The sequence below is a fragment of the Streptomonospora litoralis genome, assembly GCF_004323735.1.
In the GTDB taxonomy this organism is placed as follows: domain Bacteria; phylum Actinomycetota; class Actinomycetes; order Streptosporangiales; family Streptosporangiaceae; genus Streptomonospora; species Streptomonospora litoralis.
This window is the reverse complement of record NZ_CP036455.1, coordinates 2,566,551-2,593,531: the sequence shown is the minus strand read 5'-3', so window position 1 is coordinate 2,593,531 and position 26,981 is coordinate 2,566,551. Positions and strand designations below refer to the sequence as shown.

Here is a 26,981-nt window from a genome sequence, read left to right as displayed (position 1 = left end):
ACCGCGACACCGGCCGCCCGCGCGGATACCGCCACCGCATCGCGGAAAGGGGCCACTTCCGCATGTCCGCGCGGCGGCCCGGAGTTGGATACGGTACGTCCGCGTAGACGTGATCTTGGTTGAGAAGGGGGTGAGCCGCGTGTCCGGCTGGATTGAGGATTACGCGCTGATCGGCGACATGCAGACCGCAGCTCTCGTGGGGCGCGACGGCTCCGTGGACTGGCTCTGCCTTCCCCACTTCGACTCCCCTTCCTGCTTCGCCGCGCTGCTGGGCGACGAGCAGAACGGCAACTGGTGGATGCGCCCGGCCAGCGGCGAGCCCCGCGCGGCGCGGCGGCGCTACCGGCCCGAGACGCTCATCCTGGAATCCGAGTGGGACACCCCCGAGGGCTCGGTGCGCGTCATCGACTTCATGCCGCCGCGCGGCGGCGCCCCCCACCTCGTGCGCATCGTCGAAGGCCTGGCCGGCACCGTGCGGATGCAGACCGCGATGCGGGTGCGCTTCGACTACGGCAACGTGGTGCCCTGGATCCACCGCAGCGGCACCGAACTGGTGGCCATCGCCGGGCCCGACGCGGTGTGGATGAGCTCCCCGGTGCCCATGGAGGGCCACAACTTCGTCCACGACGCCACCTTCACCGTCAGCGCCGGACAGCGCGTCCCCTTCGTCATGACCTGGCACCCCTCCCAGGTCGAGGAGTCCGACCACCTCGACGCCGAGAAGGCGCTCTCGCGCACCGAGCGCTTCTGGCGCCAGTGGGTGGACCAGTGCAGCTACGAGGGCGAGTACCGCGACGCCGTGGTCCGCTCCCTGATCACGCTGAAGGCGCTGACCTACCGCCCCACCGGCGGGATCGTGGCCGCGCCCACCACCTCCCTGCCCGAGGAGGTCGGCGGGGTGCGCAACTGGGACTACCGCTACTGCTGGCTGCGCGACGCCACCATCACGCTGGAGGCGCTCATCCGCAGCGGCTACACCGACGAGGCCCAGGCCTGGCGCGAGTGGCTGGTGCGCGCGGTGGCCGGCGAACCCCAGCACATGCAGATCATGTACGGCGTGCGCGGCGAGCGCCGGCTGGCCGAATGGGAGGCCGACTGGCTGCCCGGCTACGAGGACTCCCGCCCGGTGCGCATCGGGAACGCCGCGGTGGGCCAGTACCAGCTCGACGTCTACGGAGAGGTCATGGACGTGCTGCACCTGGCGCGGCGCAGCGGCCTGCAGGGCGGCGAACACGTCTGGGGGCTGCAGCGCTCCCTGGTCAACTACCTGGAATGGTGCTGGGACGAGCCCGACGAAGGGCTGTGGGAAGTCCGCGGGCCGCGCCAGCACTTCGTCCACTCCAAGGTCATGGCCTGGGTGGCCGCCGACCGCGCGGTGCGCATGATCGAGGACTTCGGCAAGGAGGGGCCCCTCGAGCGCTGGCGGGCGCTGCGCGACACCATCCACGCCGAGGTCTGCGAATACGGCTTCGACGCCCGCCGCAACACCTTCACCCAGTACTACGGCGGCAAGGAGCTCGACGCCGCGCTGCTGCTCATGCCCGAGGTCGGCTTCCTCCCCTACAGCGACCCCCGCATCGTCGGCACCATCGAAGCCATCCGCGACGACCTGATGATCGACGGCTTCGTCATGCGCTACCGCACCGACCGCGACGACGCCGCCGACCACCTGCCCGGCGAAGAGGGCGCGTTTTTGGCCTGCAGCTTCTGGATGGCCAACGCGCTGCTGTCGATCGGCCGCGAGAAGGAGGCCCGCGAGCTGTTCGACCGGCTGCTGGCCCTGCGCAACGACGTCGGGCTGCTGGCCGAGGAGTACGAGGCGAAGAAGGGCCGCCTGGTCGGCAATTTCCCGCAGGCGTTCAGCCACGTGCCGCTCGTCACCACCGCGCTCAACCTCTCCCACCAGAACGGCCTCCGTCGCGGCGAACCCGCGGTCTGAATCCGGCGCACTCTCCTCCCCCCGCCTGCCGTCCGCGCAGCGCGGGCCGCGGCGCCCCGGCCCGCGCACGAGGCGGCGCTGCAGGCGCGAATGTGCGCCCCGGCGCGGGTAGCAGTCGGTCATGGACATGGACATGGACGACTTCATGGCGAGCTTCCAGGGCCAGGGCTGGGCGCAGGTCCTGGCCCTGGCCGTCGCGCTCGTGCTGTGCACGCTCATCGGGCTGGAGCGCGAGCTGCGGCAGAAGAACGCGGGACTGCGCACCCACACCCTGGTCGGCGTCGGCGCCGCGCTGTTCATGGTGGTCAGCAAGTACGCGTTCTTCGACGTCATCGACGACGAAGGCATCGCCCTGGATCCCTCCCGGGTGGCCGCGCAGATCGCGTCGGGCGTCGGCTTCATCGGCGCCGGCGTCATCTTCGTGCGCCAGGACATCGTCCGCGGACTGACCACCGCGGCCACGATCTGGGTGGCCGCGGCCGTGGGTACCGCGGCCGGGGCCGGGCTGTGGCTGGTGGCCGCCGCCGTTACGGCCGCTCACTACCTCGTTTCGCTGGGCTACCCCCCGGTGCTGCGGCTGGTCACCCGCCGGCGCCCCTCCACCGCCCCCCTCCGCCTGGCCTACGAGGACGGCCGCGGCACACTGCGCTCCATCCTGGCCGAGGTCACCGAGCGCGGGTTCCGGGTGCTGGAGGTGCACACCCAGAGCAGCGACTCCGGACACCCGCACGGCGCCCTCATCGACCTGACCCTGCAGGTGCGCGGCGGCGCGGGCCGGCACGGGTTCCAGGAACTGGCGGCGGCGCTGACGGAGACCCCGGGTGTGGTGTCGGTGCGCGCGGGCGAACCGGCGGACGAGGAGTGAGGAGAGCGGGCGCGCGGGCGGTACCCCTGCCGCTCGCGCGCGGCATCGGCGAGCAGGCCCGCACCGTCCGCGGGGGCCGCTAGGGTGCTGCCATGCCAGGACGACCCTTGACCGACGTGATGGACGACCGCTGGGCCCAGGCCCTCGCACCGGTGGCCGAGACGATCGGCCGGATGGGCGGGTTCCTCCGGGAGGAGGTCGCCGCCGGCCGCACCTACCTGCCCTCCGGCGAGAACGTGCTGCGCGCCTTCCAGCAGCCCTTCGACGACGTGCGGGTGCTCATCGTGGGCCAGGACCCCTACCCCACGCCGGGGCACGCGGTGGGCCTGAGCTTCTCGGTGGCACCCGATGTCAAGCCGCCCGGGAGCCTGCGCAACATCTTCCAGGAGTACAGCGACGACCTCGGCCTGCCGATGCCCTCCAGCGGCGACCTGAGCCCGTGGACCAAGCAGGGCGTCCTGCTGCTCAACCGCGCGCTCACCGTACGGCCCGGCAAGCCCGCCTCGCACCGCGGCAAGGGCTGGGAGGAGGTCACCGACCAGGCCATCCGCGCCCTGGCCGAGCGCGACGCACCACTGGTGGGCATCCTGTGGGGGCGCGACGCACGGAGCCTGCGCCCGCTCATGCCGGGCGTGCCCTGTGTGGAGTCGACCCACCCCAGCCCGATGTCGGCGCACAACGGGTTCTTCGGCTCGCGCCCGTTCAGCCGCGCGAACGCCTCGTTGCAGGAGCAGGGCGCCGAGCCGCTGGACTGGCGGCTGCCGTAGGGCACCGCGCTGCCCGAGCGTGGCCGGATGCGGCCGGATTCCCGTCGTGCGCGGGTTTGTGGGGCGGCGAAGTCCCGTACTTGAATTGGCCTGGGGGTGCAGGCGTGTAGGCCCCGTGTGCACGGCGCGTACAACAGGAGAGGTCGCCCGCTGATGGCCAAGAGGCTCGGTTACGCCGACGCGCTGAAGATGCTGGGGCAGGACGACCCGGCGGTCGTCGGCTTCGCGGAGAAGCTGACCGAGGGCGCGCTTGGCTCGCTCGGGCTGCCCGGTGTCGCGGGCGCGGGCGGGGCGATCGCCCACATGGGGCATCAGGCGCTGACCGGCATCCGGGAGAAGATCACCGGAATCAGCCGGATGGACCGCACCGAGCGGGTCTCGGCGGCGTTCAACGTGCTGGTGACCGTCTCGGTCTTCGAGGCGCTGGACGAGGTGCTGCAGGACTCCCGCGCACAGTTGCGCCTGTCGGACCTTCAGCTGAGCGCGGACGAGCAGCTGCAGCTGTCGGAGCGGTTCCTCGGCGGCATGCCCGCCTTGCGCGGTGTGGCCTTCGACGGGCAGGTGCGGTGGATCTCGACGGGCGAAGAAGCCGCCTCGACCGCTGATGTGCTGATCAACTTCCTGCTCGGCCTCGCGGTATGGGAGGAACTGGACGAGACCGCACGTGCGTCCGCTCAGCACAGCATTCAGAACCGTCTTCCCGATCGCGCCGAGCGGCGCTTCCTGGAGTCCTACCGCCGATTGGCCGCCGACGTCCCCGAATTCGGCGTGTGGGCGAACATGGCCGCGCACGAGGCCACGCAGCGGCGCGTCGGGGAGATCGACACCGGGTTGGCCGTCCTCCGCGGACTGGTCGAGGGGATGGACTCGCAGCGCGTCCTCGACCGGCGGCGCAGGGAACTCGCCGGGGTCTACCGCGCCGCGCTGAGCCGGCGGGTGCTGCGCTCGTCCGCCGCGCCGGCGGGCCTGGAACTGCCGACCCTCGAAACGGCCTATCTCGCGCCGCGGGGCCGATTCGCAGTCGCCGGGGCGGGGAGTATGCCGTCCGCCGACGCATGGTGGGCCGATGTCCCGCTCCACGACGATCTCCAATCCCTCCTCGCCGGGATGCTCACCCTGGAGCAGGTGACGGGGTCCCCCATCGTCGTCCTCGGTCATCCCGGGGCCGGCAAGTCGGTGCTGACCGAGATGCTCGCCGCGCGGCTGTCCACCGCCGACTTCTTCGCGCTGCGGGTGGAGCTGCGGGCGGTACCGCCCAACGCGCCGATCCACACCCAGATCGAGGAGGGTGTCGCGGCCATGCTGAACACCACCGTGCAGTGGCGGACGCTGGCCGAGTCGGCGAACGGCGCGCTGCCCGTCGTCATTCTGGACGGGTTCGACGAACTGCTGCAGGCCAGCGGGGTCAACCGCTCCGACTACCTGGAGCAGGTGCAGGAGTTCCAGCGGCAGCAGGAGGCGCTGGGCCAGCCGGTGGCGGTCATCGTGACGAGCCGGACGGTCGTCGCCGACCGTGCCAGGATCCCCGACGGGATCCCGATCCTGCGCCTGGAACCCTTCGACGACCGCCAGCTCGCCGGCATGGTGCAGATCTGGAACGAGGCCAACCCCGACGCGTATACCGCACGCGGACTGCAGCCACCCACCGTCGAAGCACTGCTGCCCTACCGCGAACTCGCCACACAGCCGCTGCTGCTGCTCATGCTGCTGGTCTACGACGCCGAGGACAACGCCTTGCAGCGCTCCGGCGGCGAACTCTCCCGCAGCGCGCTGTATGAACATCTGCTGACCATGTTCGCCGAACGTGAGGTGCGCAAGCACCGGTCGAATCTCGGCTCCCCGGAGCTGGCCCGCGCGATCGAGGACGAGCTGCACCGGCTGGAGGTCGTCGCCGTCGCGATGTTCGCCCGCCAGCGGCAGAGCGTCGCCGCCGACGAGCTGGAACGCGACCTGGCCGTCCTCATGCCCGACGCCGCTCTGCGCCCCGCGGACGCCGACCTGCACGGGGCTGTCACCGACGCCCACCAGGTGCTCGGCCGCTTCTTCTTCGTGCACGAGTCGCGGGCACAGGTCGAGTCGCGCACCGCCAGCGTGTTCGAGTTCCTGCACGCGACCTTCGGCGAGTACCTGGTGGCACGCGCCGTCACCGCCGAACTGGCGGAACTGCTGGCGGCCCGCCGGTTCGCCGCGCGACGGCCGCGGGCCGCGCCGCCCATGGACGACGGGCTGTTCTACGCGCTGACGTCGTTCTCCGTGCTCGGTAGCAGCGCGGCGCTGGTCGAGTTCGCCCACGACCTGCTCGACCGGCGGCTCGCCGAACAACCCGAGGAGCGCACCGAGTACCGCGAACTGCTCATCGACCTGTTCCGCGAGGCGCCCTACCCGGCGACCGGCCGCTCCTACGGCGGCTACCAGCCCCGCCGCCTGCCCATTACCGAGCGGCAGGCCACGTATACGGCCAACCTGATCATCCTGCTGACACGCATCGAGTCGGAGGGGATCGAGGTCTCCGAACTTTTCGACCGCAGCGGCGGAGCCCCGTGGCGCTGGCGCAGCCTGGCGAACCAGTGGCGCGGCCTGCCGAACCACCAGTGGCACGGCCTGCTCGACCACGTCCGCGTCCGCCATCTGGGCTACGGCGGTGACGATCCGCGCACCGTCGTCTTCCGCGAAGACCGCGCGCCCGTGAACGTAGGCGAGTGTGTGGGCTTCGAACTCACCTCCGACACGCGGGATCCGGTGTCGGTGACCGACCCCTACACGATCACCCTCCACGACGCCCCGGCTACCTCGGCGATGCTGCGCTCGACCGCGCTGCGGCTCAACGGGACCGCGGCCCGCATGGTGATGGTGCTGCTCCCCTATGCGGCCTGGGTATCGGGCGAACCGGTGGCCTGGCTGGAGGACTCGGAGCAGGGCACCGCGTGGGCCGAAGCGCACGACGTACTGGAACTGCGCTTGGGACCGCCCTCGCCACCTGATCCGGAGAAGCTGAGTAAGCGGCTGCGGCTCTACGAGAGGCTGCTGTCGCACCGGTTGCTGGGCAGGCTGGAGGCGGTGGTCCTGCGCCAGGCGGCGGAGGACCTCGACTACACCCGCGCCGAGGAAGCCGGGCCGCACGACTACTCCTCCGCCCTGATACGGACCGTCGTCACCTACCTCGCCGGCGTCGGGGAGGTGCTGAAGTCTCCTGCCGCCACCGCGCTACCCGCAACACTGGACCGGCTGCACCCATACGCGGGGGATCACCGGGCGGACTTCGAGGCCGCCCGGGAACGCATCCTGGCCTTGACCGCCGCTGCGACGGGTGAGGAGCCCGGATCGGAGGCGGCCGGCACCCCCGTGTCCTCGGCGAGGTCCGGCGCCTCGTCGAATGCGGCGCCCAGGGGCCAAACGCGCCGGGCGGCGCTCCGCCCGCGCAGCAACCGGAACCCGGACGGACAGCCGCTCGCGGACGACCACCCCGCGCGATTCTACGGAGATGCCGCCGACGGCAGCGGTGACAGCAGCCGGTGGGGCTCCGCCTGACACACCGCGTCCCGGGCACCCCGGGCTCGTCCCGCGTCCAGCGCCTACCCCGCCGTCCCCAACGCGTACTTCACCAGCTCCGGCACCACCTCGCTGATCTGGCCGCGCAGGACCACCTCCGCGACGCCGTCGTACGGCGTCTCCTCGGCGTTGACGACGACCAGCGGAACCCCGTTCTCCAGCGCGATGTCGCACAACCCGGCCACCGGGTGCACCGCCAGCGACGTCCCGACCGCCACGAACACCGCCCCCTCGGCGGCGGCCTGCACGGCGGCGTCGAGCACGTCGGGTTTGAGGCGCTGGCCGAAGGAGATGGTGTCGGCCTTTTGGATGCCGCCGCACACGAGGCAGCGCGGGTCGGACTCCTCCTCCAGCCGCTCCAGCACCTCCGGCGCGGGCGTGCGGTGGCCGCACTTCATGCACGCCACCTGCTTCATGGTGCCGTGCACCTCGATGACGTGGTCGTCGGCGACACCGGCGGCCTGGTGGAGGCCGTCGATGTTCTGGGTGACCAGTGCGCGCAGGCGCCCGGCGGCGTCCAGCTCGGCAAGGGCGCGGTGGGCGGCGTTGGGGGCGGCCTGCCAGGCGGGGTGGTCGCGGCGCATCTGCCACACCGTGCGGCGGACGTTCGCGTCGGCCATGTAGGTGTCGTAGTCGAACAGGGCGGCCGCGCCCGGGTCCTTGGTCCACACGCCCTGCGGCCCGCGGAAGTCCGGGATGCCGGAATCGGTGGAGATACCGGCCCCGGTGAGCACGGTGATCCGCTCGGCGCCGGCGAGCAGGTGCGCGGCGTCGGCGGGGCTGGCGGCTGCGGTCATGTGCGGTCCTCGGCGTCGGGTGCGGCGGCCGCGTCCCGGCCGGGGTGCGGCACCGGGGCCCGCGGCCGTGGCCGCCGCCGGGCGCCGACCCGCGTCCCCGCTGTCCCCCGCCCGGGGCCCGCGGCCGTAGTCGATCTGCGCCCATTGTGGCAGCGCCGCGGGGCCCGAGTGGCGAGCGGACCCGGCCCGTCTGCGGGCTCGCCCGAGTCGGCGGCCGGGTGTGCAGGCTCACGGGAAGATCACGTATCCACCACTTCTCGCCGACGAAGGGAGCGGACATAACGGTGCATGCGGAACTTCGCGGTAATCTCTGCTCACAGCGGGGACGCGGGAAGCGCTCGCGGGTGCCCGGCCGAGGAGGACCTCGGCGACGCGCCGATTCCGGGGAAAGCGGAGGTCGCTCGACGCCGATGGGGTTCGCTGGGACCAGACGACCGCGGACGGAGCGGCCACAGGGCGCACCGGCCCCGGAAAGCTCCGAACCGCACAGGACCCGCCGAACAGTGCCGAAATCTCCTTGCCCATGAAACAGCCGCCCTACATCCTCCTGGTGAACGGGACGAAGGTCCGCAGGCCGGTCTTCGTCCTGGGTGCGCCGCATTCCGGCGTGGAGCTCATCGGCCGCGCCCTGGGCAAAGCACCGGGCTTCCACGTCGGCGCGGGCCACGGCACCGTGCTCGACGCGGCCTACGCCCTGGCGCGGCGGCCGTCGATCGCCGAGGAGCGCGCCTCGGGCACCGCGGCGCTGCTGCGGGCGGCGTTCGCGGAGTCCTGGCAGCTGACCCCGCGCACGTGCCCCTACTGCCCGGCCCGACCGGTGCCCGCCCGCGAAGCGGCAGCGCCCTGCCGGCACGCCGGCGACGTCAGCCGGTACGGCGACGCGAGCCCGGATCTGATCTACAGCGCCGCCGCGCTGCAGACGGCGTTCGAGGACGCCGTGTTCGTGCAGATCATCCGGGACGGGCGCGACGTGGCGACCGAGATGCTGGCAGACGAGCATGCGCTCTCGTGGTTCCGCCCGGCGCTGTCGAACCTGGCGGAGGAGATGCCCAACCCCTTCTTCGGAATCGAGAGCGAGGAGGAGCGCACGCGCTACCCGAAGCTGTCCGTCGCGGCCAAATGCGCGCTGCGCTGGCGCGGCGCGGTGCGGCTGTCGGCCCGGCTGCGCGGTTCGCTGGGGGCCGACCGGCTGATGACGCTGCGCTACGAGGACGTCTTCGGCGGCGAGGTCGCGGCGGCCGAGCGACTGCGCGAGTTCACCGGCGCCCGGGTCTCGGCCGTCGAGCTGGTGCGCACCGACTCACCGGGCATCGGAGCCTGGCGCAACCGCCTCAACGCGGAGCAGCGCGAGGAGGTCCGCTCCGTCGCGGGCGCGGAACTGAAGCGACTGGGCTACGCCAAGGGGCGCTGAGCGGCGTAGCGGGTGGCTGCGATCATGCCTGCCGCGAAGGGCGCGAAGGCGCCCAAGGGCGGTCCCGCGGGGCCGGGAGCGGGAGGGAGTGGGCCGGTCACCTACGTCGGTCGCTACGAGCTGGACCCGGGGCCCGGTGGGTGCGCTCCGGCCGCCGGCGGGCCAGGTTCTTTTCGCGGATGACCGCGCGGGCGTCGGCGACAGGGCCGAGATGCCCGAGTTTGTCCGGGTTGATCACCGAGCGGACGGTCTGGATGCGTCCGTCGACGATGTCGAGCGCCCAGGTGGCGACGATCCTTCCTCCGCGGTCGCGGAGGATCGCGCCCGGCTGGCCGTTGACCTCGTGTGGCTCTATCACGGCGCCGATATGGATGTACGGGGGTACGGCGGCGGCCAGCACCCGGACGACCCGGTCGATGCCCTGGACGGGGGTCTTCTGGCCGACCTTGCCGCCGCCGTCGCTGACCAGCTGCGCGTCGGCGGCGAGGAGCTCGCGCAGGCCGTCGACGTCGCCGTCCCTGAGCGCGTCGAGGAACCTGTCGGCGAGTTCCGTGCGCTTCGTGCGGTCGGACTCGAAACGGGGCCGGCCGTCGCGCATGTGGCGGCGTGCCCGCGAGGCGAGCTGTCGGCAGGCCGCCTCGGATCGGTCCACCGCCGAGGCGACGTCCGCGAAAGCGAATCCGAACACCTCCCGGAGGACGAAGACGGCGCGTTCGGGCGGGCTGAGCCGCTCCATCAGCAGCAGCGCCGCCATGGACACCGAGTCGGCCAGGTCGGCGGAGCGTTCCGGGTCCTGGTAGGGGTCGGCGAGCAGCGGTTCGGGGAACCACGGACCGATGTACTCCTCCCGGCGCATCCGGGCGGAACGCAGCACGTCGATCGAGATGCGGGTGGTCGTCGTCGCGAGGAACGTTTTGAGGGACCGCGGTCGCGTCGAACTCGCCGCGTAGCGCAGCCAGGTCTCCTGTACGGCGTCCTCGGCCTCGGTCGCGCTGCCCAGGATCCGGTAGGAGATCGAGAACAGCAGCGGCCGCAGTTCCTCGAAATCCGTCCCGTCTCCCGTCGTCTCCCGCGTCATCGGTGCCGTTCAGGAAACGTGTGAAAACGTGTCCTGAGCCGTCGCCTTGCGGCGCTGCGTTGACCCCGCCCGACCGGGCGGGGTCTTCCCGTGGCGGTACCCATAGCCACCAGGGGCGGGCTTACGTGGGTTTCCAGCGGCTCGTTTATCCTCGCCCCGCAACCCGGGGAGGAGGCGACCTCGGCGACCTCGGCGACCTCGGCGAGGTCGGCGAGGTCGGCGGCGGCGTTGGCGTCGCGGTCGGCGACCATCCCGCACGCCTCACACGTAAACGTCCGCTCCGACAGGCGCAGCTTGGCTTTCACCGCGCCGCAGTCGTTGCAGGTCTTGGACGAGGGAAACCACCGGTCGGCCACCACCAGGTGGCGCCCGGACCAGGCGGTTTCGTATTCCAACTGGCGGCGCAGTTCGCCCATTCCGGTATCGGAGACCGCGCGGGCCAGCGAGCGGTTGGCCGCCATCCCGGCCACGTTCAGGTCCTCGATCACGATCGTGGAGAACGCGTTGGTCAGGCGGGTGGTGAGTTTGTGGAGCCCGTCGCGGCGGGCGTTTGCGGTCTTCGTGTGCAGCCGGTCGGCGGCGGCGCGGGCTTTGCGCCACCGGTTGGACGGGGTTTGTCCGGTGCGCCGGTCGGGGCCGGTGCGGCGCGCGGCCCGCCGTTGGGCGCGGCGCATCTTCCGTTGGGCGCGGTCGAGGTGTTCGGGGTTGTCCACGGCCTCTCCGGTGGAGAGCACCGCCAGGTGCTTGACGCCCAGGTCGACGCCGACGGCGCCGCCGGTGGCCGGGGCCGGTGCGGGGGTGCGCTTCTCCACGGTGAAGGACACGTGCCACCGGCCGCGCTGGAAGCTGACGGTGGCCGCGAGGATGCGGGCGGAGCCACGAGCCAGGTGGCGGGCGAGCTTGCGGGTGGACTCGTGGGTGCGCACCACCCCGATGCGGGGCAGCTTCACATGCCGGTTGTCGCCGGGGGCCAACCCGAAGGCTCCGGTGGTGATACGAAACGACTTCCGGGACCGCTTGGACTTGAACTTCGGAAACCCGGTCTTCTTTCCGGTGCGCTTGCCGGCGCGGGAGGCGCTCCAGTTCTTCAGCGCCTGGGCGAGGTTCGCCAGGCCGCAGGAGTAGGCCTCTTTGGAGTTCTCGCCCCACCAGGGCGCCGCCTCGTGCTTGGCGGTGTTCCAGTCTTTGCGCAGGCTGTAGGCCGACCAGTTCAGGCCCGGGGTCAGATCCGCCTCGTCCAGGCCGTAGGTGCGCTCGGCGGCGCGTCGGGTCAGGTTGGCTTTGACGCGGGCCAGCCCCCAGTTGTAGGCGAACCGGGCCGCCCCGGCATGGGAGGACAACGCCTGTTCCTGCTCAGGGGCGGCATCAAGCGCGAACAGGTAGGCCTGATGGTGGGCGCCGTTCACGCCGGGCCCTCCTTCCGTGTTGCGGCGGCCACCCCCTGGGCGGCGCGTTTCCCCGCCGACCGTTTCCCATACAGCCGGGCGCACATCGACGTCAGCACCTCGGTTATGTCGCGCACCAGATCGTCATCGACCTCGCTATCGTCGAGTACCACCAGCGACCGCCCCGAGGCGGCCAGGGCCGATTCAACGTGCTCTGTCCCGAAGCGGGCCAGCCGGTCGCGGTGCTCGACCACGATCACCGACACCGACGCGTCGCGCAGCAACGCGTGAAGCTTGGGACGGTTGCCGTTGAGTCCGGAACCGACTTCGGTGACCACTTGGTCCAGCGTGATTCCGCGTTCGGTGCAGGCGGCGGCGACTCGCCCCGCCTGACGCTCCAGGTCGGGTTTCCGGCCAGCGCTGGAAACCCGGCAGTAGGCGGCAGCGCGACCGCCGGTAGTCACCGGCTCCTCGACGAGGATGGTGCCGGTGGCCAGTTGGCGGGCGGCCACAGGCAGGGTCCCCGCATGGAACCAGTTCAAGGCACTGCGGTAGGACACGCCCTGCTTTCGAGCCCACTCCGTCAACTTCATGGGGACGGTTTAACATAAAATTACCCAGCTTTGCACATCCAAGCGAACAGTTCCGAATCCCTTCCTCGATCCGAGCGCCGCCCTGGTACCTGAGACGAACGGCCGACCCGATTCGTGACATGTGAGGCCCGTGAATTCGGAAGCGGGGCCCACCCGCCTGCCGCGCCCCTGCCCTCGTGCGGAGGGTTCCGCCTCCGTGCGAAGGCAGGACGGGCCGGCTGCTACACTCCCGCACGCTGCAGCCACTCCCCCGCCGACCGCCACGCCTGCTGCTGCGGATCGACGACGGCGAAGTGGTCGGCACCGGCGATCTCCGCGTACTCGACGGGATCGCCCGCTGCGCGCGCCGCCTCGGCGTAGGCGCGGCTGTGCTCGACGGGGACCCGCCGGTCGGCGTCCCCGTGCACGATCAACTGCGGAACTCCGATGGGCAGGCGGTGCAGCGGCGCGGCTTCGGTGTAGGTGCTGTCGGCGGGGGCGGCACCGAGGAAGTCGGCGACGGCCCCCTCACCGAGCCCGGCCGTCGCGGCGGCGCGCAGGTCGGTGACCGGGGCGAGACCGATGACGCCGGTCAGCGGGGATCCGGCCGCGGCCAGCAGCGCCAGGTGGCCGCCGGCGGAGTGGCCGATGCCGACCACCCGGTGCGGGTCGCCCGGTTCGGCGCCCTCCCTCAGCCGGTCTCCGAGGAGGTTCAGGGCGGCTTGCACGTCTTCCAGGGTCTGCGGCCAGCCGCCGCCGTCGTCTCCGGTGCGCCGGTACTCGACATTCCAGACGAGCCTGCCGGAGTCGGCGAGGGCGGCGGCGAGGCCGTCCATCAGGCGCAGGTCATGGGCGTCGCGCCACCAGCCGCCGTGCAGCAGGACCGCCATGGGGAAGGGAGCGGCGGCGTCGTCATCGGGTTGCCAGACCTGGATCAGTCGGCTGGGGTGCTCTCCGTACGCGAAGACGTGCCTGTTCGCCATAGCGCCTCCCTGCTGGGCGTCCGGCGGCGGATCGGCCGCACCGCCGCCCACCGGCACCTGTACCGTTCCCGGCCGTATGGGGACGTTCGGTGCGTGGTGGTATGCGCCGAGCCTTTCACCTTCCCTTGTCGCCGCGCGCGACTGGGCGGTCACGCCGGGGCGGCATGCGAGCGGTCTCCGGCGGAGCCGACCGAACGCCGCGGCGTGATCCACAACGCCGTGGGATTCCGTCGCCGCGCGGGGCGTCCTCGCCTAGCATGAAGCCATGGGAGAACTCGGAATCCTCGGTCTGATCGCGCTGATCGCCATTATGGGAGTGCCTGTGGCGATCCTCGCCGGCGGGATCGCCTATGTGATGCGGCTGGCCAGGCGCGGCACGCAGGCCACGCTCGCCGACGCGGCCAAGCGGCGCGAACTCGCCTGATCGGCTCCGGCGTGTCGCCGGTCGGCCGCTGCGGTCCGCCTTCGTCGCCACGGCGCCGCCGCAGCACCCGCGCCCGCAAACCGCCCGTCGCCGCCGCCCGCCACACCTTGGACCGGCCGCGACGCGCAGCGGTCGACCGCCCGGGGCCGCGGGGCGGTCGACCGCTGCGCGTCGTCGGGTGCCCTCGGTGCCACCGAGCCGGTGCCGGGTTCGGCTTCGTTCGCTCGGCGCCTCTCGCCGGGTACGCGGCTGCCGGGCAGGCACGCGGGGGTGGGTCAGGCCGCGTTCATCGTCGCCGGGTCCGGGCCGAAACGCTGGTCCTCGTTGAGGCCGGAGATCGCGTCGAGGTCGCCGCTGGAGAGCTCGAAGTCGAAGACGTCGAAGTTCGAGCGGATCCGCTCGGGCGTCACCGACTTCGGAATGGCGATGTTGCCGATCTGCAGGTGCCACCGCAAGATCACCTGGGCCGTGGTCTTGCCGTAGGCCTCGGCGATCTTGGCGAGCGTCGAGTCCTGCAGCAGCTGTCCCTGCCCCAGCGGGCTCCACGCCTCCGTGGCGATGTCGTGCTCCTTGTTGAAGCTGCGCATCTCCTGCTGGGTCAGCCGCGGGTGCAGCTCGATCTGGTTGACCGTGGGCACCAGGCCGCCCTCGTCGAGGAGCCGGCGCACGTGCTCGGCGTGGAAGTTGGAGACGCCGATCGCTCGGACACGTCCCTCGGCGTAGAGCCGCTCCATGGCCTTCCAGCTGCTCACGGAGGTGTCGTGGGCCGGCATGGGCCAGTGGATCAGGTAGAGGTCCAGGTGCTCCAGATTGAGCCGTTCCAGGGTCGCGTCGAAGGCGCGCAGCGTGTTGTCGAAGCCGTGGTCGCTGTTCCAGAGCTTCGAGGTCACGAACAGCTCGTCGCGAGCGATCCCGGAGCGCTGCAGGGCCTCACCGACCCCTTCTTCGTTGCCGTAGGCGGCAGCGGTGTCGATGCTGCGGTACCCGGTCTCCAGGGCGGTGCTGACGGCGTCGGTGACCTCGTCGCTCCCGACCTGCCAGACGCCGAAGCCCAGCTGCGGGATACGCACGCCGTTGTTCAGCGTCACTTCGGGAACCGTGGACATGAATCCTCCCCCATTGCTCAGGTGCACGATCTTCTTACCCACAGCGGTAACCGCACGCCGTCTGTGCCGCATTCCGACGCTGCGGGCGGTGTGCACAGTGCCACTTCCCGGGCGGTGCGGCGTCGCCGGGGTCGTCGCGCGGGGCGGACACGCAACGGGCCGGCGATGCGGACACCGCGGCGGGCCGCGGACTTGCGGCGAGGCTGCGGGACGTTTCGACGGCGGACGCGGCAGGGCGTTTCGCCCGCCGCGGGGTGCCTGCCGACCGCCCGGAGAGCGCGGCTGGGCCCGCTCACCGGCCTCACTCGCCGAACCGGTAGACCACTCCCAGTACGAGCAGCTCCGCCTCGGTCGACTCCGGCGCGAGCCCCGGATAGTCGGCAGCAGGGCCAAGATGCAGCACGTAGGGTTCGCCGGGACGCAGCCGCTCGATCTCCCCGGCCACCGCGGTACGCGCGGCGGCGGCCGCGATGTCGTGCTGGCCGTCGCTATCGGTCCCGGAGGTGCCCAAGGAGCGGTAGACCAGGTCGACGGGACGGGCCTGGGCGGGCACGAGCTCGGTCAGACCCCCGATCGCCTCCAGCCCGGTGTCCAGACCCTTCTCTCGGGTACTCCCGCTCATGGCGCACCAACTCCTTACCCGGCCAACGGTGCTGCCTCCTCCCTGCCCCAGTAACCTCGCGGTGCCCACCCCAAACGCTCGCCCCGCCCAGCACCGCAGCGACGGCCCACCGGCCCCGGAGCGGCCCGCCGCCTAAAGCCGTCACAACCAGCCCTGCAGATGCGATAGAGTCTTACTCGTCCACAGGGCAGCGACCAGCAGCCCACCGGACGCCGGGACGTGGCGCAGTTTGGTAGCGCACTTGACTGGGGGTCAAGGGGTCGTGGGTTCAAATCCCGCCGTCCCGACGCAGATCAGAAGGGGTATCGCCGACTCGGCGGTACCCCTTTTCGCATCTATGGGAGCCGCGTTGGGATCCACGGCGCCCGAGGCGCCGTGGATCCGGCAGGATATGGACCCGCGCCGCAGCGGGCTAGCTGTCGTTCACCTGGCGTGGAAATCCACGACGTTGCCGTCGCGGGTGAACACGCCGAAGAACGCCCAGTTGCGGTAGCCGCCGTCGCCCTTGCGGACGAACTCGCCGTCGCCGCTGAACACGACCCAGTGGTAGTCGTGCTCGCTCGGCCAGAAGTTCTCGCACGGCTTGGCTTGGGTAGTGCCCCTGCTCACAACGCCCTCGAAGTGGCTGGACTCCCGGGCGGTCGCCTTGTAGACGATGATGTTCTTAGAGGTGTCCGAACCCCAGCCCTGGAGCTCGTCGATCTTGGTGCGCAGGTCGCAGGGGTCGAGGTAGTCCGACGCCTGTGCGGCGGCCGGGGCTCCTGCTGTCGCGGCGCCGGCGAGCGCCAGCACCGCTGCCGCCTTCTTCGTCAACTGCATCGCGGGGCGGTCCTTTCGTCGCTCAGCGGTAGTCATCGGGGGGAGAACTCGACGTGCTTGCCGTTGCGCTCCCAGACGCCGTAGAAGGCCCAGTTGCGGTAGCCGCCGTCGCCTTGGCGGGTGAATGCGCCTCCGCCGCTGAACACGACCCAGAAGAAGTCGATGTCGTTGCCGAAGAATCCGTCGCATTCGTCTGCGGTGGTGTGCCCCTGCGAGACGATGCCGTCGAAGTGGCTGGAAGCCCGCGCGGACTCCTTCCAGACCATGATGTTGTACCGGTCGTTGGCGTCCCAGCCGCGCAGTTCGCGCAGCTTCACCCGCAGATCGCAGGCGTCGAACGCCATCGTCGTTGGTTGCGCCGCGGCGGGCTGCGGCGCGGCGACCGCCGCCGCGCCGGTCACGGCGACCACCGCCGTGGCGAAGGCGGCGATCAGCTTCGCGATGTTCATGTGCTGCCTTCCTTTTCAGTTCTCAGGGGCGGTGGAAGTGAACGGTGCCGCCGTCGCGGTCGAACCAGCCTTTGAACGCCCAGTTGATGTAGCCGCCGTCACCGGTGTTGGTGAACCGGCCCGCCTCCGCGATCCACAGGCCGTAGTTGATGTTGCCCCAGCGGACGTTGGCGTAGAGCCGCTTGGTCTCCAGCCGCTCCTCGTAGCCCTGGCTGAGGTTCATCATGATCACGCTGTAGCGGCCGCCACTGGCCTCGAACGCAGCCTCGACGGCGCGGCGGACGAACTCGCCGCGGTTGTCCTCGTCGAGGGCGCTGACCGCGCGGGCCACCTGGAAGCCGTTGGCAGCGTCGTCGAGGTGGACGGTCACACTCGGGCTCTGGGCGACCGCGGCCGCCGCCTGGGTCTGGGCCGGGGCCTGCGTCTCGGCCTGTGCGGTGCCCGCGGTCGCGCCGAGGAGCGCCAGAGCGGCCAGCGGCGCGACGGCGAGGGCTTTGCGGTACTGCATGGTGCTGTCCTCTCGCCTGCGGGTCAGGGCTTGCGGAAGTCGACGGTCATGCCGCTGCGGTCGAACCAGCCTTTGAACGCCCAGTTGATGTAGCCGCCGTCGCCTTCGTTGGTGAAGACACCGGAGTCGAAGACCAGCACCCGGAAGGTGGGGTACCCCGATGCGTGCACCGTCCCGTCGTAGACGATGTTGTCCAGGTCGTGGGAGTAGGGGTGGTCGGCCTTGACGACCATCACGTTGTAGGTCTGGCCCGCGTCGTAGAACGCGCCCTCCGTCAGGCTCTTGACGTAGCCGCTGCGGTTCTGGCTCCGCTCGATCGCGTTGACGGCGATGCTGTAGATCTTGTCGGTGATGCCGACAACGGCGCTGCCGAGATCGATCCTGACGCCCATGGTCTGCGCTTGGGTGGCGGCGGCGGGGGCATGGGGCGCCGATGCGGCGGGCTCGGCCGCCGCGAGTTGGGCCGGCGCCAGGACGCCGGCGGCGGTGGCCGCTCCGATGGCGACCGCGCTCATCCTTTTGAGAACGGGGGTCATGGTTCTCCTCTCGAGTTTCCGCGGCCTTGCGAGTCGAGCCGCGGCGGCCCGAGCGTACTTATGCGAAAGCCGGTCGGTCCATACGAAATGACGGATTTTCTCGAATCGATTTCTCGTCGGCATATTAACGCTGATGAAGGGCTATACCAGTTACAAATCGGACATATCACCCAATTCATTCAACAATCCCGCCGGGCGGGGAGGCCGAACCTTAAAACCCGTGCCTGCGGCTTGCCAACCACCCGAAAGGGCCGAGATCCGGGTGACAACCGCCACGCGTTTCCGGGCACCAGACCGCGGTGGACCACAGCCGCCGGCGCCGGTTTTTCCAGGGCACGCGACTTCAGCCGGGACGATTGCACGCATTCGACCGCCGATTTCTGCCGATAACCCGCGATGAACAGAATTCGAACCGCAACCGAAACCCACCTGAGGCGACGACATAGGCGGTGGCCAAGCCCGGGCACTTCGGCGCTGCTTCGTCGGGCGGCCGGGCCGGCAGCGCGCCGCGACCACCCGCGCCGCGCATCGCCGAAGGCTGGTGACCGCGAAGGCGCAGGCCCACGACACCTTTCCGGTGAGCGAGTCGGTGACATGGCGGCGGATGCGCACCGCTCGAGCCGCGTACGGGAAGCCGAGGCCCCCACGCTCAGCGCTTTGACGGTGCGGGTTTCCGCCCGACTATGGCCCCGGTGGCGGCCGGTGTCACCGGTGGGCGCCTGCGCCCACGGCAACCGCTTGCGGCGGGCGGGACACGCTGCCGGCGGCAGAATATCCTTCGCTGCAGTCGCCGTCCCCGCACCGGTCGGCGGTCGCGCACCCGGCGCCTGCGGGCGCCGAAACCGCAGTCCCGGACACTAAGCCCGCGAAGGACACGATCATGACCAGCGACGCCCCGGTCCCCCCGCCGTATCCGCCGCAGACACCCACGGTGGCGCGGGTCTATGACGCCGTGCTCGGCGGCAACGACAACTACGCGGTCGATCGCGACATCGCCGACGCGATTACGGCCTCGGTCCCCCAAGCGCGGGTGGTCGCCCGAGACAACCGCGACTTCCTCATTCGCGCGGTGGGCCACATGGCCCGCTCCGGCATCACCCAGTTCCTGGACCTGGGGGCGGGGCTACCCACCATGGACAAGACCCATCAGGCCGCCCAGCGCATCGCCCCCGACGCCCGCGTCGTCTACGTCGACAACGATCCCGTCGTACTCGTCCACGGCCGCGCACTGCTTGAGGACGACGACTCCACCCGTGTAGTCGTGTCCGACCTGCGCGATGTCGAGACGGTCTTCGCCGCCCCCGAAACCCGGCGCCTGCTCGACTTGTCCCGGCCGGTCGGACTCTTGATGATCAGTATCGTGCACCATCTAGACGACGCCGACGACCCGCACGCGCTGGTGCGCTCCTACCTGCAGCACCTGGCTCCCGGGTCGATGCTGGCCCTGAGCCATTTCTACGACGGCGCCGATCTGACGGGCCCCGTCGGGGAACGGGTGCGGGCCAAGGCCCGGTCCAGCGAGGAGATCGTGCTCACGAGCCTGGGCAGCGGCCGGTTCCGGAGCCGGGCCGAGATCACCGCTTTCTTCGACGGCCTGGAGACCGACGAGTTCGGTATCTGCCACCTCCCCGAATGGCGCCCCGAGGGCCTTGTAGACGTACGCGAAGACCAGCGCGTGTTCCTGTGCGGCCTCGGCCGCCTGCCCGGGACCGCCGAGCCCACCGCTCAGTGAGCCCCGCATCTCGATCACCCGGCTCGCGATCGGGATGATCGCGGGCCGAACCGGTCCGGGAACCGCCCGGCATGCGGCGCATCGACGGCTCACGGGACCGGGTTCTCCGCCTCCGGCGCGGTGAGCCCGACGGCGATCGTGCGGAACAGCAGGTCCAGCGTGTCGGTGTGTGCGTCCGGGTCCAGTTCGTCGCGGTGCAGGACGGGCAGGAGGGCGGCGCGCAGCACGCCGAGGACGGCACCGGGGTCGGCACTGACGATCCGGCCCTCGCGCTGGGCGGACTCGATGAAGCGGCTCAGCGGCTGGAGTAGTGCCCGGCTCGCCCGGTCGACCTCGGCGTCGCCCATCCTGGCCCGGACCGCCCGCAGTTCCTCGGGGTTGGCGAGCAGACGGCGGTACAGCGGGTTGGTGTCCAGCACGGTCGCGATCTCGCGCAGCAGCGCCGCGATCCCCTCGCGGGCGTCGGCCGGACCCGTCGCGGCCGCGGCCAGCCGGGATCCGATGTCCTCGGCCTGCTCCAGCATCAGGTCCAGGAACAGGGCCTCCTTGCTGTCGAAGAAGGAGTAGAAGCCGGCCTTGGATATCCCGGCTGGACGCGCCAGGTCCTCCAGCGTGGTCTTGCGCAGCCCCTGACGGGCGAACAGCTCGGCGCCGACGACGCGCAGCCGGGAGGTGATCCGCTCGCGCTCGGCGCTGCTGAACGAGGGCACGGCACCTCCAGGAAAACGGACTGTTCGACTGTTTCCAACCTACTTGACGCCGCCGGTGCCGCATGGTTCCTTGTAACCAAAAAATCTTTCTGTTCATATGGTTTTCTGGAGTGGCCATGCACGTCGACCTGATCTCCGCCCTCACCTCGCCCGATCGCGACGCCGCACTGGAAAGGCTGTGCGCAGGTTCCGCGGTCAAGACCGCCACATACTTCGACGGGACTCCCATCCACCTCGTCTCGGGATACGAGGAGGTCATGCAGGTTCTGACCGACCCCCGGTTCAGCAACGACGTGCACAAGCAGACCAAGCTCGACCTCTCGGGTGCGGCGGGGCTGCCCGAGGACGTGCGGCCCTACTTCATGGCGGCGCTGGGCGCCCAGGACCCGCCAGACCACACGCGGCTGCGCCGGCTGGTGTCCAGGGAGTTCACCTTCCGTCGCGTGGAGCGGCTCAGGCCGCGGATTCGGCAGATCGCCGACGAACTGCTCGATGCGCTGCCCCAGGAGACCGACATCGTCGCGGACTTGGCCTACCCGCTGCCGATCCGGGTCATCTGCGAACTGCTCGGCGTACCGCTGGAGGATCGGGAGCGCTGGCAACAGTGGTCGCGCGGCATGGGCGGGCCCGACCTGGAGACCGTGGCCGCCGGCTCCCGGGGGCTGGTCGCCTACATCCGGGAGCTGATCGCGGCCAAGCGCGCGAATCCCGGCGAGGACCTGCTGTCCGCCCTCGTCGCCCACGACGAGCTGACCGAGGGCGAGATCGCTTCGCTGGCGCTAAGTATCCTGCTGGCCGGGCACGAGACCACGGTCGCGGTGATCTCCGCCGGTGTGCTGTTGCTGCTGACCCGGCCCGAGCAACGGGAGCGGCTCGCTGCCGCCCCGGACGGTGTGGCCGATGCCGTCGAGGAGTTCCTGCGGTACAACGGGGCCGCGGACGTCGGCGTGTTCCGCTTCACACTGGAGCCCGTGGAGCTGGGCGGGGTCACCATCCCGGCCGGTGAGCCGGTGATGCCGCTGTACTTCGGTGCCAACCGCGACCCGCGCACCTTCTCTCAGCCGTCGGAGCTGCGGCTGGACCGCGGCCGGAGCGACCACCTCGGCTTCGGGCACGGCATCCACTACTGCCTGGGCGCCGCCCTGGCCCGTGCCGAACTGCAGATCGTCTTCACCGAACTGCTGCGCCGCTTCCCCGACCTCGCGCTCGCCCACCCGGAGGCGCCCCCCACCTGGCGGCCCGGCCCGGCGCGCACGCTGGACAGCCTCCCGGTGCGGCTGTTTTGACCGTCCCGCGGATGAAGGGAGTCCGAAGCGCGACCGAAATGCACCCGAGGCGAAGACGCGGGCAGTGGACCCGGTCACTTCGGCGCTACCTCCTCCGCCTGCGGGCCGCCTCGACATCCGCCGGGTCGGCGGCCGGGCCGGCAGCGCGCCGCGACCACCCGCGCCGCTTCGGCCGCACCGGTCAGGAATCGAGAAGCGCCCACCGCCGCGCCGCGCCTAACGTGAGCTCCATGGACGCGGCCCCGCCGTGCGGTTCTCCCGGACGCGGAGCGAGCCTCCCGGACTGCGTTGGCCGAGAGCGGCCACCGGGACGCGCGCCGGAACCGAAGGGAACCGGACGTACTGCTCTAAGCTGTTCAGCCCGAGTCAGGCGGCACCGACGGCGACCCGCGGAAGCGACCTGCCCGACGGATGGAGACACCATGAGCACTGCCACCAGCACGGATACGCAGTCGCCCGCGCTGCACTCCGCCGACAGCCACGACATGATCCGCGTGCACGGCGCGCGCGAGAACAACCTCAAGGACGTCAGCATCGAGATCCCGAAGCGCCGGCTGACGGTGTTCACCGGCGTCTCCGGGTCGGGCAAGACTTCGCTGGTGTTCAGCACGATCGCCGCGGAGTCCCAGCGGCTGATCAACGAGACCTACAGCGCGTTCCTGCAGGGCTTCATGCCGACGCTGGCGCGGCCCCAGGTCGACGTGCTCGACGGGCTGACCACGGCGATCATCGTCGACCAGCAGCGCATGGGGGCCGACCCCCGCTCCACCGTCGGCACCGCCACCGACGCCAACGCGATGCTGCGGATCCTCTTCAGCCGACTCGGCGATCCGCACATCGGCTCGCCCAACGCGTTCTCCTTCAACACGCCCTCGGTCCACGCGAAAGGCGCGATCACCGTCGAGCGGGGCAACAAGAAGGCGGAGAAGGTGAGCTTCACCCGGACCGGCGGCATGTGCCCGCGCTGCGAAGGCCGGGGAACGGTCTCCGACATCGACCTCACCCAGCTCTACGACGACACCAAATCGATCGCCGAGGGCGCGTTCACCATCCCCGGTTGGAAATCGGACAGCTGGTGGACCACGGGGGTCTACGCCGCGTCGGGCTTCCTCGACCCGAACAAGCCGATCCGCGAATTCACCGAGCAGGAGATGCGGGACTTCCTCTACCACGAGCCGACCAAGGTGAAGGTCGAGGGGGTGAACCTCACCTACGAGGGTCTGATCCCCAAGATCCAGAAGTCGTTCCTGTCCAAGGACCGGGAGGGGATGCAGCCGCACATCCGGGCGTTCGTCGACCGGGCGGTCACCTTCACCACCTGCCCCGACTGCGACGGCACGCGGCTCAGCGCGGAAGCCCGGTCGTCGAAGATCGCCGGCATCAACATCGCCGACGCCTGCGCGATGGAGATCCGCGACCTGGTCGAATGGGTCCGCGGCCGCGACGAGCCGTCGGTCGCGCCGCTGCTGGCCTCGCTGCGGCACACCCTCGAGTCGTTCGTGGAGATCGGGCTGGGCTACCTCTCGCTGGACCGGCCCGCCGGCACGCTGTCGGGCGGCGAGGCGCAGCGCACCAAGATGATCCGCCACCTCGGCTCGTCGCTCACCGACGTCACCTACGTCTTCGACGAGCCCACCGTGGGCCTGCACCCGCACGACATCCAGCGGATGAACGACCTCCTGCTGCGGCTGCGCGACAAGGGCAACACGGTGCTCGTCGTGGAGCACAAGCCGGCCACGATCGAGATCGCCGACCACGTGGTCGACCTCGGCCCCGGCGCCGGTACGGCGGGCGGCACCGTGTGCTTCGAAGGAACCGTGGACGGGCTGCGGTCCAGCGGCACCCGCACCGGCCGCCACTTCGACGACCGGTCCGCCGTCAAGGAGGCGGTGCGCAAGCCGACGGGCGCCCTGGAGATCCGCGGCGCGACGGCGCACAACCTGCGCAGCGTCGACGTCGACATCCCGCTCGGCGTGCTGGCCGTGGTCACCGGTGTCGCCGGGTCCGGCAAGAGCTCGCTGGTGCACGGGTCCATCCCCGCGGGGGAGGGCGTGGTCTCGGTCGACCAGAGCCCGATCCGCGGCTCGCGGCGCAGCAACCCGGCCACCTACACCGGACTGCTCGACCCGATCCGCAAGGCGTTCGCCAAGGCCAACGGCGTGAAGCCGGGCCTGTTCAGCGCCAACTCCGAGGGCGCCTGCCCCAACTGCAACGGCGCCGGCGTCGTCTACACCGACCTGGGCATGATGGCCGGCGTCTCCGCCACCTGCGAGGAGTGCGAGGGAAAGCGGTTCGAGGGGTCGGTGCTGGAGCACCGCCTCGGCCGACGCGACATCAGCGAAGTCCTCGCGATGGCGGTGGACGAGGCCCGGGAGTTCTTCGGGGAGGGCGAGGCGCGCACGCCGGCGGCGCACCGCATCCTCAGCCGGCTCGCCGACGTCGGTCTGGGCTACCTCTCCCTGGGCCAGCCGCTGACGACGCTGTCCGGCGGTGAGCGGCAGCGGCTCAAGCTGGCCACCCACATGGGTGAGAAAGGCGGTGTCTACGTCCTCGACGAACCGACCAGCGGCCTCCACCTCGCCGACGTCGAACAGCTGCTCGGGCTGCTCGACCGGCTGGTCGACTCCGGCAAGTCGGTGATCGTCGTCGAGCACCACCAGGCGGTCATGGCCCACGCCGACTGGCTCATCGACCTCGGCCCCGGCGCCGGCCACGACGGCGGGCAGGTCGTCTTCGAGGGCACCCCGGCCGATCTCGTCGCCGACCGCTCCACCCTCACCGGCGAGCAGCTCGCCGCCTACGTCGCCACCTGAGGGCGAACCCGTCGCGCCGCCCTACTCGGCGTGTGGACGGAGCGGGCGGAGGACGCGGCCGAGCGGTGGCCGGCGGCGCGGCCGGACGCCACGGTGACGCGCGTGGACCTGGCCTCGCGCACGATGCACATCCGCGCCCTCTCCCCCGAGCCGCCTCCCCCGGTGGAGGTGCTGCTGTCCGACTTGCAGGGGCGCGTGCCCGACCGGATGGCCGTCGTCGTGGAGACGACGCGGGGCGAACGCATAGACGCGGGCCGGGTCGGCGCCTGACGCCGCAGGCGGCGCGGCGACCGGCCGCGGCAGCGCGGGAGCCCGACCCGGCGGTGCGGGGCCCGCGCCGCCGGGGGCACTCACTCAGGGCGCGACGACGGGGAAGTCGCTCCTCGGCTCCTCCAGGACCGCCGCAAGTCGGCGCAGCGCACCCGGGTCGCCTTCGTACTCCACACCGGCGAGGTCCCACTGCTCCAGGACCCCGAGCAGCTCCTGCTTGGTCAACCGCAGCGTCAGGTCGGCGCCGCCGCCCCGGGGGTCGGGATGGTGGATGAGGACGCCGTTGGAGAGCATCGCCCGGTAGCGCTCGCCGCTGTCGGCCATGTGGATGTCGATGCACACCTCCTCCCGCCAGGCGCGGGGCCCGTCCACGCGGATCGCCACCGAGTCCAGGATCTGGGTGACGTCGAGGGCCGGGAGCAGGCTTTCCGCCAGCGCGATGGCGGTGGGCGGGACCCCGCCGCGGAGCTCCCGGGCACCCACCAGGTAGAAGTTGCGCCAGGTGGCGCACTCGGCGCCGTAACCCAGCCGGGTGAGCACCCCGGCCAGCAGTTCGCGCGCTGCGGAGTGGTCCGGATCGGCGAAGACGGCGTGGGATGCCAACTCGGCGGCGAAACGCGGATCCCCTTCGTCGGCGAAGGCGCGGGCCTGCTCGACCAGGGCGTCCACGCCGCCCACGGCACGGGCGTAGCGACGGGCCTTGGCTTGAGGCGGGTGCTGCCACAGGTGCGCCGGGTTGCCGTCGAACCAGCCCATGTAGCGCTGGTAGACGGCCTTGATGTCGTGCGAGATCGAACCGTAGTAGCCGCGCACGCTCCACGCCCGTTCCAAGCCGGGCGGCAGCGGCAGCTCCTCGGCGATCTCGTCTCCCGTGGCGCCGCTGTTCATCATCCGCAGGGTCTGGTCGTGCAGGTAGCCGTAGACGTCCCGCTGTTCGGCGAGGAAGCTGCGGATCCTGTCACCGCCCCAAACGGGCCAGTGGTGGGAGGCGAAGACGACGTCGGAGCGGTCGCCGAAGAGCTGGATCGCCTCGTTGAGGTAGCGCGACCACATCCGGGCGTCGCGCACCTGCGCGCCGCGCAGAGTCAGCAGGTTGTGCAGCGTGTGGCAGGCGTTCTCGGCCGTGCACAGGGCGCGGCTGCCGGGGAGGTAGAAGTTCATCTCCGCGGGAGCCTCGGTCCCCGGAGTCATCTGGAAGACGAACCGGACGCCGTCGAGCACCTCCTCCTGGCCGGTGCGGGTGATGTCGAGGGTGGGCGGGATCAATCCGACCTGCCCGCTGGAGGTCGCGATGCCCAGGCCCATACCGACCCGGCCGGCAGGGCCCGGGGGCAGGTCGAAGGCGCCGAAGTACATACCGCGCCGGATCATCGCCGTGCCCGCATAGACGTTCTCCGAGACGGCGTGGGCCATAAAGTGCTCCGGGGCCGCGATCGGCACCCTGCCCGCCCGCACCTCGGCCTCGTCGGCGACGCCGAGGACGCCGCCGAAGTGGTCGATGTGGGGGTGGGTGTAGACCACCGCACTGACCGGGCGGTCGGATCGGTGCTCGCGGTACAGCGCCAGCGCCGCGGCGGCGACCTCGGCGGAGACCAGCGGATCCACCACGACGACGCCCTCACGGCCCTCGATCAGCGTCATGTTGGACAGGTCCATGCCGCGGGCCTGGTAGACGCCCTCGACCACCTCGAACAGCCCCGCGATCGAGGTCAGCCGGCCCTGGCGCCACAGGTGCGGGTGCACCGTGTCGGGAGGGGCACCGTCGCCGTCGTGCAGGAACGAAAAGGAACCCAGGTCCCAGACCGTCCTGCCGTCGGCGTCGGTCACGGTGAGGGGCGCGGGGGCGATGAAGCCGCGGCGGGCGTCGTCGAAATCGGCGGTGTCGGAGAAGGACGGCCCTTCGCCGCCGATACGGTCCCCATCCGGCGTCGCCGGCCGGGGCACATCCGGGGTCTGCGCGGAGTCCTGGGTTCGACGGGTCATCGGCCCTCCTATGGTGCACGAGGCCGCCGGCGGCCGCCGGAGACCGGGGAAAACGCGCCCGGCACCTACCCCGGCGAATCCCCGGCTACGGCCAAGAGGCGGTCAACGCCTCGTGCACCGAGCAAAACGCGTCCGCCCGAGGCGACCGCATCCCGCCCCGGACCGACTCGCCAGCCGAGGCACGATCCAGCACAGCGGGATGGGGCGTCTGAAGGGGCGGCTGGCCGACGGTCTCCGGCGCACCAGCGGGGTCGACGGTGGTCCAGACGACGCCCGCGGGGCATGGTCGGGGCGCCGCCGGGGTAGGCGGCCGCATCGCAGCGGCCTCGGGGCCGCCGGGACCGCTGCGAGTCACGGCGTCCCGACCGCGGCCGCTG

The 26,981-nt window shown here is 71.1% G+C and carries 23 protein-coding genes and 1 tRNA gene; 11 read left to right on the top strand and 13 right to left on the bottom strand.

Annotation, left to right across the window (positions count from 1 at the left end):
• The first annotated feature begins 139 nt into the window (after positions 1 to 139).
• The 4 genes from EKD16_RS11210 (at position 140) to EKD16_RS11195 (ending at position 7,099) form a co-directional block, all read left to right on the top strand.
• The gene (locus tag EKD16_RS11210) at positions 140 to 1,939 is read left to right on the top strand and encodes a glycoside hydrolase family 15 protein (protein ID WP_341351875.1); all 1,800 of its coding nucleotides are present in this window, start codon (positions 140 to 142) and stop codon (positions 1,937 to 1,939) included.
• Between the two features lie 121 nt (positions 1,940 to 2,060).
• Entirely contained in the window at positions 2,061 to 2,804 is a 744-nt protein-coding gene (locus EKD16_RS11205; RefSeq protein WP_242677339.1) for an MgtC/SapB family protein, read from the top strand.
• A gap of 92 nt (positions 2,805 to 2,896) precedes the next feature.
• On the top strand, positions 2,897 to 3,571 hold the full coding sequence (locus EKD16_RS11200; RefSeq protein WP_131098333.1) for a uracil-DNA glycosylase: 675 nt from the start codon (positions 2,897 to 2,899) through the stop codon (positions 3,569 to 3,571).
• Between the two features lie 153 nt (positions 3,572 to 3,724).
• Positions 3,725 to 7,099 (top strand): NACHT domain-containing protein, encoded by a 3,375-nt coding sequence (locus EKD16_RS11195; RefSeq protein WP_207391503.1) that lies wholly within the window; start codon positions 3,725 to 3,727, stop codon positions 7,097 to 7,099.
• Between the two features lie 44 nt (positions 7,100 to 7,143).
• On the opposite strand, the gene EKD16_RS11190 is transcribed toward EKD16_RS11195, so the two are convergent.
• Positions 7,144 to 7,917: an SIR2 family NAD-dependent protein deacylase gene (locus EKD16_RS11190; protein WP_131098332.1), complete on the bottom strand. Its 774-nt coding sequence runs from the start codon at positions 7,915 to 7,917 to the stop codon at positions 7,144 to 7,146.
• Between the two features lie 523 nt (positions 7,918 to 8,440).
• On the opposite strand from EKD16_RS11190, the gene EKD16_RS11185 reads away from it, so the two are divergent.
• Positions 8,441 to 9,328 (top strand): sulfotransferase, encoded by an 888-nt coding sequence (locus EKD16_RS11185; RefSeq protein WP_131098331.1) that lies wholly within the window; start codon positions 8,441 to 8,443, stop codon positions 9,326 to 9,328.
• 97 nt (positions 9,329 to 9,425) lie between these two features.
• Here the strand turns inward: EKD16_RS11185 and EKD16_RS11180 are convergent, their stop codons facing one another.
• The 4 genes from EKD16_RS11180 to EKD16_RS11165 all read right to left on the bottom strand — a co-directional run bounded on the left by EKD16_RS11180 (position 9,426) and on the right by EKD16_RS11165 (position 13,346).
• Positions 9,426 to 10,406 (bottom strand): RNA polymerase sigma-70 factor, encoded by a 981-nt coding sequence (locus tag EKD16_RS11180; protein WP_131098330.1) that lies wholly within the window; start codon positions 10,404 to 10,406, stop codon positions 9,426 to 9,428.
• Positions 10,403 to 11,812, bottom strand: a complete 1,410-nt coding sequence (tnpB, locus tag EKD16_RS11175) for an IS607 family element RNA-guided endonuclease TnpB (RefSeq protein WP_207391502.1) — start codon at positions 11,810 to 11,812, stop codon at positions 10,403 to 10,405. Before tnpB ends, EKD16_RS11180 begins: the two co-directional genes overlap by 4 nt.
• A complete protein-coding gene (locus EKD16_RS11170) occupies positions 11,809 to 12,384 on the bottom strand; it encodes an IS607 family transposase (RefSeq protein ID WP_131098329.1) in 576 nt (191 codons plus the stop codon). The genes tnpB and EKD16_RS11170 overlap by 4 nt, the downstream gene beginning before the upstream one ends.
• A gap of 221 nt (positions 12,385 to 12,605) precedes the next feature.
• On the bottom strand, positions 12,606 to 13,346 hold the full coding sequence (locus tag EKD16_RS11165) for an alpha/beta hydrolase family protein (RefSeq protein WP_131098328.1): 741 nt from the start codon (positions 13,344 to 13,346) through the stop codon (positions 12,606 to 12,608).
• 265 nt (positions 13,347 to 13,611) lie between these two features.
• Between EKD16_RS11165 and EKD16_RS25330 the strand changes: the two genes are divergently transcribed.
• Positions 13,612 to 13,770, top strand: coding sequence for a hypothetical protein (locus tag EKD16_RS25330; protein ID WP_165498551.1), 159 nt, complete (start codon positions 13,612 to 13,614; stop codon positions 13,768 to 13,770).
• A gap of 275 nt (positions 13,771 to 14,045) precedes the next feature.
• Here EKD16_RS25330 and EKD16_RS11160 read toward each other — a convergent pair whose 3' ends face one another.
• Together EKD16_RS11160 and EKD16_RS11155 are read right to left on the bottom strand one after the other, a co-directional pair.
• On the bottom strand, positions 14,046 to 14,876 hold the full coding sequence (locus EKD16_RS11160; RefSeq protein ID WP_131098327.1) for an aldo/keto reductase: 831 nt from the start codon (positions 14,874 to 14,876) through the stop codon (positions 14,046 to 14,048).
• A 301-nt stretch (positions 14,877 to 15,177) separates the two neighbouring features.
• Positions 15,178 to 15,498, bottom strand: coding sequence for a hypothetical protein (locus EKD16_RS11155; protein ID WP_131098326.1), 321 nt, complete (start codon positions 15,496 to 15,498; stop codon positions 15,178 to 15,180).
• Between the two features lie 213 nt (positions 15,499 to 15,711).
• On the opposite strand from EKD16_RS11155, the gene EKD16_RS11150 reads away from it, so the two are divergent.
• Positions 15,712 to 15,785, top strand: a tRNA-Pro gene (locus EKD16_RS11150).
• A gap of 136 nt (positions 15,786 to 15,921) precedes the next feature.
• Here the strand turns inward: EKD16_RS11150 and EKD16_RS11145 are convergent.
• From EKD16_RS11145 to EKD16_RS11130, 4 genes are read right to left on the bottom strand one after another with little or no spacing between them, the layout of a single operon-like run.
• Positions 15,922 to 16,317 carry a hypothetical protein gene (locus EKD16_RS11145; RefSeq protein ID WP_131098325.1) on the bottom strand — a complete coding sequence of 132 codons (396 nt, stop codon included), beginning with the start codon at positions 16,315 to 16,317 and terminating at the stop codon, positions 15,922 to 15,924.
• Between the two features lie 32 nt (positions 16,318 to 16,349).
• Positions 16,350 to 16,766, bottom strand: coding sequence for a hypothetical protein (locus EKD16_RS25765; RefSeq protein ID WP_207391501.1), 417 nt, complete (start codon positions 16,764 to 16,766; stop codon positions 16,350 to 16,352).
• A gap of 22 nt (positions 16,767 to 16,788) precedes the next feature.
• Positions 16,789 to 17,274 carry a hypothetical protein gene (locus tag EKD16_RS25760; protein ID WP_207391500.1) on the bottom strand — a complete coding sequence of 162 codons (486 nt, stop codon included), beginning with the start codon at positions 17,272 to 17,274 and terminating at the stop codon, positions 16,789 to 16,791.
• A 23-nt stretch (positions 17,275 to 17,297) separates the two neighbouring features.
• Positions 17,298 to 17,810 (bottom strand): stress protein, encoded by a 513-nt coding sequence (locus EKD16_RS11130; protein WP_131098324.1) that lies wholly within the window; start codon positions 17,808 to 17,810, stop codon positions 17,298 to 17,300.
• 880 nt (positions 17,811 to 18,690) lie between these two features.
• On the opposite strand from EKD16_RS11130, the gene EKD16_RS11125 reads away from it, so the two are divergent.
• Positions 18,691 to 19,542, top strand: coding sequence for an SAM-dependent methyltransferase (locus tag EKD16_RS11125; protein ID WP_131098323.1), 852 nt, complete (start codon positions 18,691 to 18,693; stop codon positions 19,540 to 19,542).
• An 89-nt stretch (positions 19,543 to 19,631) separates the two neighbouring features.
• On the opposite strand, the gene EKD16_RS11120 is transcribed toward EKD16_RS11125, so the two are convergent.
• A complete protein-coding gene (locus EKD16_RS11120; RefSeq protein WP_131098322.1) occupies positions 19,632 to 20,252 on the bottom strand; it encodes a TetR/AcrR family transcriptional regulator in 621 nt (206 codons plus the stop codon).
• Positions 20,253 to 20,368: 116 nt separating this feature from the next.
• Between EKD16_RS11120 and EKD16_RS11115 the strand changes: the two genes are divergently transcribed.
• The 3 genes from EKD16_RS11115 to EKD16_RS11105 all read left to right on the top strand — a co-directional run bounded on the left by EKD16_RS11115 (position 20,369) and on the right by EKD16_RS11105 (position 24,621).
• Positions 20,369 to 21,538, top strand: coding sequence for a cytochrome P450 family protein (locus tag EKD16_RS11115; RefSeq protein ID WP_242677414.1), 1,170 nt, complete (start codon positions 20,369 to 20,371; stop codon positions 21,536 to 21,538).
• Positions 21,539 to 21,960: 422 nt separating this feature from the next.
• Positions 21,961 to 24,351: an ATP-binding cassette domain-containing protein gene (locus EKD16_RS11110; RefSeq protein WP_131098320.1), complete on the top strand. Its 2,391-nt coding sequence runs from the start codon at positions 21,961 to 21,963 to the stop codon at positions 24,349 to 24,351.
• 30 nt (positions 24,352 to 24,381) lie between these two features.
• On the top strand, positions 24,382 to 24,621 hold the full coding sequence (locus EKD16_RS11105) for a hypothetical protein (RefSeq protein WP_131098319.1): 240 nt from the start codon (positions 24,382 to 24,384) through the stop codon (positions 24,619 to 24,621).
• An 84-nt stretch (positions 24,622 to 24,705) separates the two neighbouring features.
• Here the strand turns inward: EKD16_RS11105 and EKD16_RS11100 are convergent, their stop codons facing one another.
• On the bottom strand, positions 24,706 to 26,604 hold the full coding sequence (locus tag EKD16_RS11100) for an alkyl/aryl-sulfatase (protein WP_131098318.1): 1,899 nt from the start codon (positions 26,602 to 26,604) through the stop codon (positions 24,706 to 24,708).
• Positions 26,605 to 26,981: the final 377 nt, after the last annotated feature.

Excerpts from the sequence above, each read along its gene's own strand:
- EKD16_RS11185 (WP_131098331.1), top strand. The coding sequence starts at position 8,441 with ATGAAACAGCCGCCCTACATCCTCCTGGTGAACGGGACGAAGGTCCGC.
- EKD16_RS25760 (WP_207391500.1), bottom strand. The coding sequence starts at position 17,274 with ATGCAGTACCGCAAAGCCCTCGCCGTCGCGCCGCTGGCCGCTCTGGCG.
- EKD16_RS11145 (WP_131098325.1), bottom strand. The coding sequence starts at position 16,317 with ATGCAGTTGACGAAGAAGGCGGCAGCGGTGCTGGCGCTCGCCGGCGCC.
- EKD16_RS11170 (WP_131098329.1), bottom strand. The coding sequence starts at position 12,384 with ATGAAGTTGACGGAGTGGGCTCGAAAGCAGGGCGTGTCCTACCGCAGT.
- EKD16_RS11195 (WP_207391503.1), top strand. The coding sequence starts at position 3,725 with ATGGCCAAGAGGCTCGGTTACGCCGACGCGCTGAAGATGCTGGGGCAG.
- EKD16_RS11160 (WP_131098327.1), bottom strand. The coding sequence starts at position 14,876 with ATGTCCACGGTTCCCGAAGTGACGCTGAACAACGGCGTGCGTATCCCG.
- EKD16_RS11115 (WP_242677414.1), top strand. The coding sequence starts at position 20,369 with ATGCACGTCGACCTGATCTCCGCCCTCACCTCGCCCGATCGCGACGCC.
- EKD16_RS11165 (WP_131098328.1), bottom strand. The coding sequence starts at position 13,346 with ATGGCGAACAGGCACGTCTTCGCGTACGGAGAGCACCCCAGCCGACTG.
- EKD16_RS11110 (WP_131098320.1), top strand. The coding sequence starts at position 21,961 with ATGAGCACTGCCACCAGCACGGATACGCAGTCGCCCGCGCTGCACTCC.
- EKD16_RS25330 (WP_165498551.1), top strand. The coding sequence starts at position 13,612 with ATGGGAGAACTCGGAATCCTCGGTCTGATCGCGCTGATCGCCATTATG.
- EKD16_RS11155 (WP_131098326.1), bottom strand. The coding sequence starts at position 15,498 with ATGAGCGGGAGTACCCGAGAGAAGGGTCTGGACACCGGGCTGGAGGCG.
- EKD16_RS11100 (WP_131098318.1), bottom strand. The coding sequence starts at position 26,604 with ATGACCCGTCGAACCCAGGACTCCGCGCAGACCCCGGATGTGCCCCGG.
- EKD16_RS11130 (WP_131098324.1), bottom strand. The coding sequence starts at position 17,810 with ATGACCCCCGTTCTCAAAAGGATGAGCGCGGTCGCCATCGGAGCGGCC.
- EKD16_RS11205 (WP_242677339.1), top strand. The coding sequence starts at position 2,061 with ATGGACATGGACATGGACGACTTCATGGCGAGCTTCCAGGGCCAGGGC.
- EKD16_RS11200 (WP_131098333.1), top strand. The coding sequence starts at position 2,897 with ATGCCAGGACGACCCTTGACCGACGTGATGGACGACCGCTGGGCCCAG.
- EKD16_RS11180 (WP_131098330.1), bottom strand. The coding sequence starts at position 10,406 with ATGACGCGGGAGACGACGGGAGACGGGACGGATTTCGAGGAACTGCGG.
- EKD16_RS25765 (WP_207391501.1), bottom strand. The coding sequence starts at position 16,766 with ATGAACATCGCGAAGCTGATCGCCGCCTTCGCCACGGCGGTGGTCGCC.
- EKD16_RS11125 (WP_131098323.1), top strand. The coding sequence starts at position 18,691 with ATGACCAGCGACGCCCCGGTCCCCCCGCCGTATCCGCCGCAGACACCC.
- EKD16_RS11190 (WP_131098332.1), bottom strand. The coding sequence starts at position 7,917 with ATGACCGCAGCCGCCAGCCCCGCCGACGCCGCGCACCTGCTCGCCGGC.